Raw genomic sequence first — 12,227 nt, forward strand, 5'->3', positions numbered from 1 at the left:
TTTATGTACTTGCTATTTTTACGGGCAATATAATGGTAACTTCGGTCCCGGTGCCTACATCGCTTTTAAATTCAATCGTGCCTTGATGTAATTCGATAATCCTTCTGCAAATCATCAGTCCCAATCCAGTGCCCTTTTCTTTTGTGGTATAAAAAGGTTCGAACAATCTTTTGAGTCTGTCGCTCGTCATCCCGTTACCTTTATCCGTGATATGGATGAAAAATTTGTCATCGGATGCCTGTCCCAAGGAAATTTTGATCTCTTCTCCGTTTTCCTCAGTAGCTTCAATCGAATTTTGGATAAGATTAATCAATACCTGCTTCATTAGATTTTGGTCGCAAACAGCCGTAATTTGCTCTGATTGAGAGTCAAAATTGATTCTAATTCCTTTCAAATTTGACTGTGGTTCCATGAATTTATTGACATCTGAAATAAGCGAGTTGATATTGTACTTGCTGGCTTTCATGGTTTCATCCGGCTTTGCGATAAACATAAATTCATTTACAATGCTGTTGATCCTATCCAATTCCCTCATCATAATTCCAAGATAATCATGTATGCTCGCGTCATCAACACGTTCGCTTATGATTTGGGTAAATCCAATGATGGAAGTTAGCGGGTTACGGATTTCATGAGCTATACCAGCAGCCAATTCGCCCACTACAGCCAATTTTTCCAGCTCCAGAAGCTTGTTTTCGTTTCTTTTCTTATCTGTGATATCGATTGCCGTTCCGATGACCTCGGTTACTTTACCATTCACCATCAAAGGATTCAGTGACGCAACGTAATGAATATCACCGACTTTGCCTTCATAATTCACCGTTTCTCCATCCCATGCTATTTCATAAAACCGTTGTTTTATAAGAGCTTGTTTATTTGGCAAAAAGTCAGATAATTTTTTCCCGATGACCATCGCGGTTGGCGTGATTGATTTTGTAATGAAATCGCCTTCAACGAAAGTGTGTATGAAGTCGTTATCTTTTTTTATGAATTTGAATAAGAATCCATTTCTCGGGATAAGGTCCCGGTAATCATTATCCAATGCCTTGTTATCATTCTTTTCCATGTCTCAGCTCCATTATAAGGATATGTATGGTGAAACGGATTTGATCGCACGACCATTATTAATGGAAGTTCTTGTTAAGATTTTACCAAAGTAAAATAATAGAAGGAAGCTTTTTTCAGGTTGTTTCAAATGCATAATGTAAAGCGGCTAAAATATGTGGGAAGGTACAATTTTAAATAAATCCGGCGGGGAGAAGGCATCAGCTGCATGAGCTGAGGGGCCGTGTCGAAATATCAAACATTTCTTGAACTAGAGATTTTTTTTTGCTGTTAGTATACGTGTACAAGCATTTATCAAGCCGGTACATAAGATTAATAGAGGTGATTGAAATGGTAAAAATATTTATTGACCCCGGACACGGCGGTAGCGATCCAGGATCTGTAGGAAATGGCTTGAAGGAAAAAGACTTAACCTTATCCATCGCGACGCGAATTAAGGACATCTTGTTGATTGAATATACGAACGTTTTTGTAAAGATGAGCAGGACATCGGATACATTTCCCTCTTTAAGCGATCGGACCAATCAAGCGAACGCTTGGGGAGCCGACTTCTACCTTGCCATCCATATCAATGCTGGCGGCGGCACTGGATATGAGGATTATATCTATACGTCAACGAGCAGCGAGACGAAAACGTATCAAGATACCATTCATACAGAGGTCATGAAGCTGATCGACATTCCGGATAGGGGACAAAAAACAGGGGATTTACATGTACTTCGTGAAACGGACATGCCAGCAATTCTAACCGAAAGTGGTTTTGTCGATAATGTCAATGATGCAGCCAAGTTAAAAACGGCATCATTTATCGAATCCCTTGCTCGCGGGCATGTAAACGGCCTTGTGAAATGCTTCAAGCTTAAGAAAAAAGATACAGCGGTATATCATACGGTTGTTAGCGGCGACACCGTTTACTCTTTAAGCCTGGCTTATGGCAGTACCGTCCAAAAAATCAAAGAGTGGAACGACCTTGACAGCCAGTACACCATTGTCGTAAACCAGAAAGTAAGAGTGAAATGAATTTGCCGTTATGATTATAGGATAAGAGGAATGTTAACCTCAAATAGAGTATGCCTCTTAAGCAGGAGGCTCAAACTGCGGACAAACTCGGATGGTAAGGGAGTTTGCCTGCGGTTTTTGTTTTGCCCAGTGAACGTTGCTTTCGACTGCAGAAACCAAGAAGCTGTATAGCAGTGGGGCCGGAATTCAGTCTCGCGCCGCCCGCACCAATGCCAATCCAAGCTGGAGTAATGCGAAGGCAGGATCAAGACAACCCCGAAGTTTTGAAAGGGTTTGGATTGCGAGGGGAGAAGAGGAGAGCATTGAAATCCATCCTCCATAATGAAGAATGGTTTTCAATGTTCTTGATAAATGCCTCTGACGGTTTCAAACCCACTCTCCTTTCGAAGCATAGGGTAGGGGAGGACATGCTCCCTTAAGGATTTTCACCTGTCTCCGGTTAATTTGCTTGTCAGAGAATAGGTGGCTACAAAGTTTTCCGGCGCTCTTCCGTCCTATTATTATTTTTACAATGCTGAAACTGATGTAAGGTAGGCCTATTTTTACGAAGACATCTATATATGTACCGGAAATAAAAAAGTACAAACCCGTATAAGGTTTGTACTTAGTCAATTGGACGGAAATGAACGAAATGATATCAATCGTATAATTTGATGGCCTGAACCACTTTTCCTAGAATATTGACTTGATCGTTTTTGAAATGATAGGTTTTTTTCTCATAAAAAGGATCAGTACTGCAAGGAATGAGCGTGATTGTTTCTGCTGCAATTCTCACATGCTTGACTGTAGCTTCATGACCATTTACCAAGACTACACCTATATTCCCGTCCTCAAGGTAGCTTGTTTTTTCAACAAGAATCAAGGAGCCGTCGCTGAATTCTTTGTTCATGCTGTTTCCTTTTACTCGGAGAAAAAAATAGTCTTTGTTGTTTTTTAGCATCGAATTCAATGTAGGCATATAGGCTTCTATATATTCGTTCGTGAAATTAGGCTCTCCAGCAGGGATATTTCCATATACACCAATTAATCTAACATTCTTTTCGTTCAAAAATTCAATGGAAGAATCCTTTTTAACGATCGGTGTTCCGTCAACGAGGTGAGAAAGCGGTATGTCAAAGCAAGTGGACATCATGCTCAACTTATCCATCAAAGGTTTATTGCGGCCCGACTCCCAGGCGGAAACTGCCGTCGGGGCGACCTTTAATATCTTTGCCAAATCTTCTTGAGTCATTTTTCTTTCTTTTCTAAGTAATTTTATCCGTTCCCCAATGTGCATTTTTCTTCACCTCTCATTTGAATATACACCATGGGTGAAAGTGAGTAAACTCATAGTGCGCGAATTTTACAAAAAATTGATGGTAACTATACTTCAAGTGTGATATCATTTTTTATAAAGGAGGTGGCAAGATATGACACAGGTTAAATTCACACTAAAGCAAGCTAGGAAGTATAAAGGTTTAACCCAAGATGAAATGGCGAAAGTGCTAAGGATGGCCAAGAGGACATACATTGACTATGAACAATATAAGATTCCTTTAAGGGTCGATAAAGCGTATATGTTCGCTGAATGTGTAGGTTTTTCAATCGATGACATCATTTTTTTTGACCCGGATGTACACTTCAAATGTAGTTGAAGAGACAAGGGAGAACTGTGCTTTTTGACGAAAGAGAGGGCAAGCCGGCAATGGGCAATCTAATCATGAGCACCCCTAACGTATCGATGGAGTACAAAAATCCATAGTTACGGCGTTTCGTACGGAGGAAGGGAGGCAGGTGAAACAACTGGAAAGAGAAATTGAATCCATTGAAGTCATTGATGGATTTGTTGTTAGTACCGTTGCAATTGGAAACGAAGTTGGCGGGGAAGTCGTTTCAGATATTATCCAACATGATGGAGTGTTCAAATTATACAATGGACGAGCTTATCACTTAAACCAAATTACCTGTCATTAGTGTGAAATATTGAAGAAGTGAAGGGGGATTTGTAGCGTAGAAGAAGGTATCCAAGTATTTCAGCTTGCTTTAACAGAATTCTCATCAACCATCCTCAGATGAAAGCACATCAATGGAAAGATAAAAGACTTTAAGTAGTATCCCATCGATGAAAGCCATTTATTGTGAAAACTTTTACTGACGGCTTATTTCATGGTGACTGGCTTATTGAAAATACCAAGACTAGAGGTACATGGACAGTGGCACATTCGAAGGAATTGGCAGTTAGCATGCTTAATGATGGTCAAGCCCTCTCCACTTTTTAGGAGAAGGGTTTTTCCTCGTTTTTGAGCGACTCCTATCCATAAAAAATGCCCTGTTTCGGTTACATTAATGGACCTGTTACTCGAAGCACCAAGTATAGGTTATTACGATTGTGGAAGATCCTTGAAATTCGAGAGATAAGCATCGTGCTTTATCACTACGACAATGGTTTCGGCCTAGTATCTTTTTCCCATCTTTTATGGAGATGGCAGGTAATGCGTGGCGAACGTACAAATACTATTTAAAGAAAGGGCAAATTGGTAAAGGGGGTATTGTCTGTAGTGTATTTTTAAAAAAAAGCAAAGGAATTAGGAGGAGAACTCAATTGAAAAGCAATGTCATCAATTATGTCGTTTTTCTTATCCTCATCGTAACATTCTTGATTATGGCAAAGCCGGACATGACCTCTGCTGGAAAATTAAAACCACCCTCTGAAACATTCACCCCTGGCGATTGGTTTTTGGGGGGCACTCCTCCCAACCATGACAAAAATAAACCGCCGATTGTATTTGTTCAAGGAAAGAATGGCAGTTCTACCAGCTGGTATGGTGAAACGGATTATCACGGGGTCAATGATATGTATACCAAAGCATATGAAGCGGGCTATCAAACCGTTTTCGTACAGCTTCATGATTCAGCCGGAAACGGTTCCGCTAGTCAATACGACAATGGCAGGCTGTTAGCTTCCATGCTAAAGGATATAAGCAAACATTTCGATGGTGAAAAAGTAAATATCATAGCACATAGCAAAGGGGGCCCGGACACCCAAGCGGCCCTTGTGCACTATGGAGCACACCAATATGTCGGCAGGGTCATCACCTTAGCATCCCCTCACCATGGATCGAACCTCGCTGATTTGGCATATAGCTGGTATGCAGGCTGGCTAGGCTCACTGCTGGGGCAAAAAGATGATGGAACATATTCTTTACAGGTTGGGAAAATGGCGGAATTTCGTTCTGTAACAGATAACCATATAAACTCCCGGAAAAACATGTATTTCACCGTTGCTGGAATGAATAGAGGACCAGCGTTGACTGCTTTATCACTTGGAGGAGAGTACTTGTCCTCCTATGGAGAAAACGATGGGCTTGTGAATGTCTGGAGCAGCAAAATCCCTTACGCGAAACATTTATTTACCGATTCAAACCTGGATCACGATAACATTCGCATGGGGGCTGCCGTATTTTCAAGAATTGAACCGTATTTAAGAAGGACTTCGATTGCATTCGTTCCTGATATGGATATCCAACATAACCTGCAAGGAGAGGATGAGCCCATCACTTCTGCACTCTCTCAAACCGTTTTCGGAGGCGATCTGCAACAAAATGCTTGGAATGAACATAGTTTCCATGTAGATGAAGCGGTACCAGGTGTTATTACCATATACACAGCCTCAAAAGATGTGGAAATCCAAGTCGTATCTCCGTCTAATGAAAGGCACTCCCTTTCACCCATAGCACACTCCGCAAAAAATGAGACTTCCTTTTTTAAGGGAGCAGCCATCCAAACATTTAAAAAAAGCAAGCTGGAAATGGGTACATGGCGGGTGCGGATGAAAACGAAGTCCCCTTTGGACGCATACTTATTAACGGCACAATTTAACGAACGTGATCCGATTACATTGAGCATGCCTGGAAAAGTTAAACAAAAGGATGCCGAATTTTTCATAAAGAAACCGCTCAATGGTAAAAAGGAGCAAGTACTCACAACCTTTAAGGTTCATCTAATCGATGAATTCGGGAAGGAGATCAGCCCAACAACCTCCATGCATATAAAGGACAATGAAAATTTTACTGGAACACTTCCGGAGGTGCCTAAATCCGGTGTATATAATGTAACGATCGATGTTAAGGAAAAAGGGGCGGATGGTACTGAACGAATACGTACCCTGATTCGTTCGATCTATATTGAAAAATAGCGTGGATGCTTGGAAGATGCCTTTTCTTATAGAAGGCATTTTTTATTTTGAAAAAAGGCGGGCGGGAGAGGAAAAAGACATCAAGTACCTACGAGTGAGCAAGCCTATGGCGAATGGAATGAAGGCGAGCCTCCTCGATACTAAACATATTCACTCCGTCTTTTGTTTGGATGATCGATAGGATAATATACCAGTTTTGAGGGCGGCATAATTGCCAATGCTTGCATATCCATAAAACCAGCCCATGAAAATGCCTGCAACCAAATGTTGTCGATGACTGATGAAAATGGAAATGAATAAACCGAGACCTAATACGATGGTAGGGATGAATTTGGATGGGATATGGAACATGATCTTGACGACCTGCGTGACGATCATGATGATAGGTATCGCTATCACAGCATCCCAAAAGTTTGTATGGATAGTTGGAAAGTCCATCAGTGCACCACCTTAAGTAAGAAATTCTTCAAGCTTATTTTTTACCATGTATAAACAAAATATACTATCGTAATATTGCTGATGATTTGGCTCTAATCTTGCAGGCGAGTCCAACTAGATACCCAATTGGTTGGACGACCTGTAACCTTTCTTATCCCTCTGAATACGATATGAGTGAAGGCATGCATTAATCTACTGGAGAATCTTATCGGGAGGTCGGAATGAGCAAGGAAACGTTTATAAATGAAATTGCACCCTATGCCCTGAGAATTCATGAAGAGTTTAAAATTTTACCTTCCGTCATAATAGCCCAAGCATGTTTGGAGAGTGGATATGGGACAAGCACTTTAGCCAAGCAAGCAAAAAATATATTCGGTACGAAAGGTGACTATAAAGGCGAATCTATCATTATGCAAACAATCGAATATGTTAACGGAGCACCTGTCCAAGTAAGGAATAAATTCAGAAAGTACCCGACATGGGAGGAAAGTCTTCGCGATCTTGCCAATCTGTATGCATTCGGGACTTCGTGGAATAGAAATTTATATACGGCCGTCATCGGTGAAAAGGATTTTAAAAAAGCCCTCAAGGCAATATACGATGCAGGCTACGCCACAGACCCGAAGTATATTGAAAAACTGGTGAACCTTATAGAAACGAGCGATTTAACCAAGTTTGACTCCATGGTGGGTGAGGTCTATCATATCGTGATAAAAGGGGATACCGTTTCTGCGCTTGCCAAGGCATATGGTTCAACGCAAGTTCAGATTCAGCAATGGAACGGGCTGGCCGATCTAAACTTAATCAAAGTGAACCAAAGATTAAGAGTGAAATGAACGTTAATCGGGAGGGAGTGCTATGCACTTGCTTTCTTTTTTTTGTCTGCCGATTGCATAGTGGAAGGGAAATGTGTTCTTTTCTAGTAAAAAATAATCCTATCAAAAAATCCCTACGCATAATGAGAGAGTTCTCTACATAAATTAAGAGACAAACAAAAAAAGCGCGGTTAGCGCTTTTAGTGTATTTGCCTATATAAGCCTATCACTTTTCCGAGTATGGATACATCCCGCAGAATGATGGGCTCCATATTCGAGTTCTCTGGCTGCAGCCTTATGTAATCCGGTTCCTTAAAGAATCGTTTTACTGTGGCTTCATCATCTTCAGTCATCGCCACGACGATATCTCCATTATTGGCACTGCTCTGTTGCTTCACGATGACATAATCACCGTCATGAATTCCTGCCTCGATCATACTTTCCCCCATGATTTCAAGCATGAATACATGATCATCATGCGGTACCATGCTTTCGGGAAGCGGAAAGTATTCCTCTATGTTTTCAATTGCCGTTATCGGCATGCCGGCTGTAACTTTACCAAGTAATGGAACGTTCACGACATTGGCTTTCGGAATATTGTTAGCATCCTCCAAATTCAGGATTTCAATGGCCCTCGGTTTGGTTGGATCACGTCTAATCAGTCCTTTGCTTTCCAGGCGGGATAAATGTCCGTGTACGGTCGAGCTTGATGCAAGCCCAACTGCTTCGCCGATTTCCCTTACGGATGGCGGATACCCTTTCAGGCGAACTTCTTCTTTAATGAAATCAAGAATATCTTGCTGCCGTTTTGATAGTTTAGTCATATGTGCACCTCTTCCCCAATGTTCTTTGCTTCATTATAGCATGGAGGCCAATCCTATACAAACATAAGTTCGAATTTTGTTGTTGACTGAAACAGGTGTTCTTATTATAATTTAAATATAAAATGCGAACGAACATTCGTGTCGGAGGGATTATTCATGAAAAAATTATACAAAAATTATATTTATACGATTCTATTAGCCGGTTCAGTATTTATATTTTCAATTTTATTCTCTTGCACAATAAACGATGATCAAAAAAAGGATTTCCTTTCTATAGAAGTAAGCGAAGGCGATACCTTATGGGAAATCGCCGAAGAATATGAAGAAGCTGATTTGACAAAAAAAGAATTCATTGGTTGGATAGAAGAGCATAATGGTATCAGTGGGGATTCGATTAAACCCGGACAAGTAATCGTGATACCTGTAAAAGGGGAAAAGCTCGTTCAGAATTTGGCCAGTCAGCAGTGAAGGTAGGGTATTATGAAGGCAGTTATCTATTGTAGGGTCAGCACGGAAAAAGAGACACAGGAAACATCATTGGCAAGGCAGGAAGATGAACTAGTCAAGTTGGCCGGGAAGATGGATGTGGACGTGGTTGCGGTAATAAAAGAGCAGGCGAGCGGGTATGAGCTAAACCGTGACGGGATTTTTGATATGCTGGAGCTTTTTAAAACCAAGGAAGCTGAAGTCCTATTAATCCAGGACGAGACACGGCTTGGAAGAGGCAATGCCAAAATCGCGCTTTTCCATGTCATCCTTAAAGAAGGCGTGAAAATTTACACACTTTCGCATGATGGGGAACTTGAGCTATCGGATTCAGATGCCATGGTCATCCAAATAGTCGGGATTGTGGAGGAATATCAAAGGAAGCTACATAATTTGAAAATAAAACGCGGGATGTTAAGGGCTGTCGAAAAAGGCTACCGCCCTCAAAAAAACCTGCATAACCAAAGGAATGCAACCGGAAGGGACCGCAAGGAAATTCCTGTAGAAGAAATCATTAAACTTCGTGCGAACGGATTGACGTTTGCAGAAATTGCAGCCACCTTAAGGGGGTTTGGCTATAAAGTATCCAAGGCTACCGTGAACCGCCGTTATCTTGAGCATCAGCAAAATACAGAGGAAAGTCAATCATAGAACTTGTAATTTCGCTTCTTTTTTAATACCATGACAATATCAGCAGATATGAAGGAGCGAAATTATGCTATCAAAAGAAAAATTGGCCCGCATTAATGAACTTTCCAAAAAGGCTAAGGAAGTCGGCTTGACGGAAATGGAAGCGAAAGAGCAAACGCTATTAAGAAGCGAGTATTTAGAAACATTCAGGCGATCGATGTCCGATACGTTAGAACACGTGAAAGTGGTCGATCCTGAAGGTAATGACGTCACTCCACAGAAAATTAAAGATATTAAAGAGAAAAGAAACTTACATTAATGCTGGGACTTTCCTGACGGGAACTCTCTATTTTTAAGCTTCTTTTGGACAGTAATCCTTAAAAGAGAGTGCATTCATGTATGTATTCTCCTATTTAGTTTAATCTAAATAGGGGAATTCTTTAATTTTGGCTAAAGGATGTATAATATTGGGTATCGAATAGTGATTTTAGTTGTGATATTTAGCGGGTCACTATAATATAAAGAGGTACATTACAGGAAGGGATGTTTTACTATATGTTAGATAAATTAGATGCACTTTCTATCAATACCATTCGTACTTTATCGATTGATGCAATTGAAAAGGCTAATTCTGGCCATCCAGGGATGCCTATGGGTGCAGCGCCAATGGCGTATAAACTATGGACTGAATATATGAATCATAACCCGAAAAATCCAGAGTGGTTCAATAGAGATCGTTTCGTTCTTTCAGCAGGACATGGATCGATGCTGTTGTATAGCCTCCTGCACTTGTCTGGGTATGGCTTGACCATTGATGATTTAAAAGGGTTCCGTCAATGGGGCAGTAAAACTCCAGGCCATCCTGAATTCGGACATACTGCAGGCGTAGATGCGACTACAGGACCGTTAGGACAAGGGATCGCGATGGCAGTTGGAATGGCAATGGCCGAACGACACTTGGCAGAAAGCTATAACCGTGATTCTTATAATGTGGTCGATCATCATACATATAGCATTTGCGGAGATGGAGATTTAATGGAGGGTGTTTCTGCTGAAGCGGCATCATTAGCTGGGCATCTCCAACTTGGAAGACTTGTTGTTTTATATGACTCCAATGATATCTCCCTTGATGGAGACTTAAGTCAGTCATTCAGTGAAAGTGTAGCAGAACGTTTCAAATCCTATAACTGGCAATATATCCGAGTTGAGGATGGGAATGATCTGGAAGAAATTGCTAAAGCGATTGAAGAAGCGAAAACGGATGAAAATCGTCCAACATTAATAGAAGTGAAAACAGTTATCGGCTACGGTTCACCAAACCGTTCAGGTAAGTCAGCAGTTCATGGCGCTCCGCTTGGTTCAGATGAGCTGAAGCTGACTAAGGAAGCATATAAATGGACGTTCGAGGAAGATTTCCATGTTCCTGAGGAAGTGTATTCACATTTCAATCAAGCTTGTGTTGAAGCTGGATCGAAAAAAGAAGAAGCTTGGAACGAACTGTTCAAGAATTACAAAGAAGCACATCCTGAATTAGCCGGACAATTGGAACTGGCCATCAAAGGTGAGCTGCCTGCTGAATGGGATCAGGAAGTACCGGTTTATGAAGAAGGAAAAACATTGGCTTCCCGTGCTTCAAGCGGAGAAGTTTTAAATGCGATTGCCAAAAGGGTGCCTAGCTTCATAGGTGGATCGGCAGATTTAGCCGGCTCGAATAACACGGCCATCAAAGGTGAGACGGATTTATTACCGGGTAATTACAGTGGCCGTAATATATGGTTTGGTGTACGTGAATTCGCAATGGGAGCTGCATTGAATGGGATGACTCTCCATGGCGGACTTAAAGTATACGGGGGGACTTTCTTCGTTTTCTCTGACTACTTGCGCCCAGCCATAAGAATGGCAGCACTGATGGGTTTACCTGTAACGTATGTATTCACACATGACAGCATTGCTGTAGGGGAAGATGGTCCGACCCATGAGCCAATCGAACAATTGGCTTCATTACGGGCGATGCCGAACCTAGGTGTTATCCGTCCAGCAGATGGGAATGAAACGGCAGCGGCTTGGAAAGTGGCTATGGAGTCTACAAATAAACCAACTGCCCTTGTACTTACTCGTCAAGGATTACCGACAATTAAGGACACGGATAAAAATGCTTATGAAGGTGTTTCAAAAGGAGCTTATATCATCTCCGACTCGAAAAAAGAAGAAGCTGATGCTTTGCTTCTTGCGACAGGCAGCGAAGTGAACTTGGCTGTGGAAGCACAGCAAGCTTTAGCGGCAGAAGGCATTGATGTCTCTGTAGTCAGCATGCCTTCATGGGATCGATTCGAAACGCAATCGAAAGAGTATAAACAGAGTGTCATCAATCCGGCTGTGAAAAAACGTCTAGCCATTGAAGTGGCTTCACCGTTTGGCTGGGATCGCTATACAGGTGATGAAGGTGAAATCTTGGCCATCAATCACTTTGGAGCGTCTGCACCTGGAAACAAGATCATGGAAGAGTTTGGGTTCACAGTCGATAATGTAGTGGCCCGTGTTAAAGAATTGTTAAATTAATCGTAAATGGAACTGACGCCAACTAGTTTGGTGTCAGTTTTTTATTGGAATTTCTTATTGTAAGGGGGAATTCTTCGATTCGACAAAAAAAGAAGAAAATTTCTCCAACAAACAACATATACCGTCCGTTTGTCAATATATAATGAGAATAATTAATTTTCGTTTAATTATGTCAATTATAGGGGAAAGTCATCATAGATAGTAAAAAATGGAAGG

General features: G+C 41.3%; 13 protein-coding genes. 9 read left to right on the forward strand and 4 right to left on the reverse strand.

Annotated elements, in window-relative coordinates; all coding sequences use genetic code 11:
- Nucleotide 1: 1 nt before the first annotated feature.
- Complete coding sequence (locus tag MHI53_RS09975; RefSeq protein WP_340373366.1) at nt 2–1,066, reverse strand: ATP-binding protein; 1,065 nt, start codon at nt 1,064–1,066, stop codon at nt 2–4.
- A gap of 329 nt (nt 1,067–1,395) precedes the next feature.
- Between MHI53_RS09975 and MHI53_RS09980 the strand changes: the two genes are divergently transcribed.
- Nucleotides 1,396–2,085: an N-acetylmuramoyl-L-alanine amidase gene (locus tag MHI53_RS09980; protein ID WP_340373367.1), complete on the forward strand. Its 690-nt coding sequence runs from the start codon at nt 1,396–1,398 to the stop codon at nt 2,083–2,085.
- A gap of 637 nt (nt 2,086–2,722) precedes the next feature.
- Here the strand turns inward: MHI53_RS09980 and MHI53_RS09985 are convergent.
- Nucleotides 2,723–3,361, reverse strand: coding sequence for an XRE family transcriptional regulator (locus tag MHI53_RS09985; protein WP_340373368.1), 639 nt, complete (start codon nt 3,359–3,361; stop codon nt 2,723–2,725).
- Between the two features lie 133 nt (nt 3,362–3,494).
- Between MHI53_RS09985 and MHI53_RS09990 the strand changes: the two genes are divergently transcribed.
- The 3 genes from MHI53_RS09990 (at nt 3,495) to MHI53_RS10000 (ending at nt 6,259) form a co-directional block, all read left to right on the forward strand.
- Entirely contained in the window at nt 3,495–3,719 is a 225-nt protein-coding gene (locus tag MHI53_RS09990; RefSeq protein ID WP_057913529.1) for a helix-turn-helix transcriptional regulator, read from the forward strand.
- 139 nt (nt 3,720–3,858) lie between these two features.
- On the forward strand, nt 3,859–4,038 hold the full coding sequence (locus MHI53_RS09995) for a hypothetical protein (protein ID WP_061141709.1): 180 nt from the start codon (nt 3,859–3,861) through the stop codon (nt 4,036–4,038).
- A 628-nt stretch (nt 4,039–4,666) separates the two neighbouring features.
- Nucleotides 4,667–6,259, forward strand: a complete 1,593-nt coding sequence (locus tag MHI53_RS10000) for a hypothetical protein (RefSeq protein WP_340373369.1) — start codon at nt 4,667–4,669, stop codon at nt 6,257–6,259.
- Between the two features lie 150 nt (nt 6,260–6,409).
- On the opposite strand, the gene MHI53_RS10005 is transcribed toward MHI53_RS10000, so the two are convergent.
- Nucleotides 6,410–6,697, reverse strand: coding sequence for a hypothetical protein (locus MHI53_RS10005; protein ID WP_061141708.1), 288 nt, complete (start codon nt 6,695–6,697; stop codon nt 6,410–6,412).
- 221 nt (nt 6,698–6,918) lie between these two features.
- On the opposite strand from MHI53_RS10005, the gene MHI53_RS10010 reads away from it, so the two are divergent.
- Entirely contained in the window at nt 6,919–7,533 is a 615-nt protein-coding gene (locus MHI53_RS10010) for a glucosaminidase domain-containing protein (RefSeq protein WP_061141707.1), read from the forward strand.
- 179 nt (nt 7,534–7,712) lie between these two features.
- On the opposite strand, the gene lexA is transcribed toward MHI53_RS10010, so the two are convergent.
- Nucleotides 7,713–8,336 (reverse strand): transcriptional repressor LexA, encoded by a 624-nt coding sequence (lexA, locus tag MHI53_RS10015; protein WP_061141706.1) that lies wholly within the window; start codon nt 8,334–8,336, stop codon nt 7,713–7,715.
- Between the two features lie 156 nt (nt 8,337–8,492).
- Between lexA and MHI53_RS10020 the strand changes: the two genes are divergently transcribed.
- The 4 genes from MHI53_RS10020 (at nt 8,493) to tkt (ending at nt 12,011) form a co-directional block, all read left to right on the forward strand.
- Nucleotides 8,493–8,804 (forward strand): LysM peptidoglycan-binding domain-containing protein, encoded by a 312-nt coding sequence (locus tag MHI53_RS10020; protein WP_061141705.1) that lies wholly within the window; start codon nt 8,493–8,495, stop codon nt 8,802–8,804.
- Between the two features lie 12 nt (nt 8,805–8,816).
- Nucleotides 8,817–9,473, forward strand: coding sequence for a recombinase family protein (locus MHI53_RS10025; protein ID WP_061141704.1), 657 nt, complete (start codon nt 8,817–8,819; stop codon nt 9,471–9,473).
- 64 nt (nt 9,474–9,537) lie between these two features.
- Entirely contained in the window at nt 9,538–9,771 is a 234-nt protein-coding gene (locus MHI53_RS10030; protein WP_061141703.1) for a DUF896 domain-containing protein, read from the forward strand.
- A 236-nt stretch (nt 9,772–10,007) separates the two neighbouring features.
- Entirely contained in the window at nt 10,008–12,011 is a 2,004-nt protein-coding gene (gene tkt, locus MHI53_RS10035; RefSeq protein WP_340373370.1) for a transketolase, read from the forward strand.
- Nucleotides 12,012–12,227: the final 216 nt, after the last annotated feature.

The sequence above is a fragment of the Peribacillus sp. FSL E2-0218 genome (assembly GCF_037992945.1).
In the GTDB taxonomy this organism is placed as follows: domain Bacteria; phylum Bacillota; class Bacilli; order Bacillales; family DSM-1321; genus Peribacillus; species Peribacillus simplex_B.

What these genes read in the sequence shown, in the direction of transcription:
- MHI53_RS10025 (WP_061141704.1), top strand. Translation starts at nt 8,817, where the DNA reads ATGAAGGCAGTTATCTATTGTAGGGTCAGCACGGAAAAAGAGACACAG.
- tkt (WP_340373370.1), top strand. Translation starts at nt 10,008, where the DNA reads ATGTTAGATAAATTAGATGCACTTTCTATCAATACCATTCGTACTTTA.
- MHI53_RS09990 (WP_057913529.1), top strand. Translation starts at nt 3,495, where the DNA reads ATGACACAGGTTAAATTCACACTAAAGCAAGCTAGGAAGTATAAAGGT.
- MHI53_RS10005 (WP_061141708.1), bottom strand. Translation starts at nt 6,697, where the DNA reads ATGGACTTTCCAACTATCCATACAAACTTTTGGGATGCTGTGATAGCG.
- MHI53_RS09985 (WP_340373368.1), bottom strand. Translation starts at nt 3,361, where the DNA reads ATGCACATTGGGGAACGGATAAAATTACTTAGAAAAGAAAGAAAAATG.
- MHI53_RS09980 (WP_340373367.1), top strand. Translation starts at nt 1,396, where the DNA reads ATGGTAAAAATATTTATTGACCCCGGACACGGCGGTAGCGATCCAGGA.
- MHI53_RS10010 (WP_061141707.1), top strand. Translation starts at nt 6,919, where the DNA reads ATGAGCAAGGAAACGTTTATAAATGAAATTGCACCCTATGCCCTGAGA.
- lexA (WP_061141706.1), bottom strand. Translation starts at nt 8,336, where the DNA reads ATGACTAAACTATCAAAACGGCAGCAAGATATTCTTGATTTCATTAAA.
- MHI53_RS09975 (WP_340373366.1), bottom strand. Translation starts at nt 1,066, where the DNA reads ATGGAAAAGAATGATAACAAGGCATTGGATAATGATTACCGGGACCTT.
- MHI53_RS10020 (WP_061141705.1), top strand. Translation starts at nt 8,493, where the DNA reads ATGAAAAAATTATACAAAAATTATATTTATACGATTCTATTAGCCGGT.
- MHI53_RS10030 (WP_061141703.1), top strand. Translation starts at nt 9,538, where the DNA reads ATGCTATCAAAAGAAAAATTGGCCCGCATTAATGAACTTTCCAAAAAG.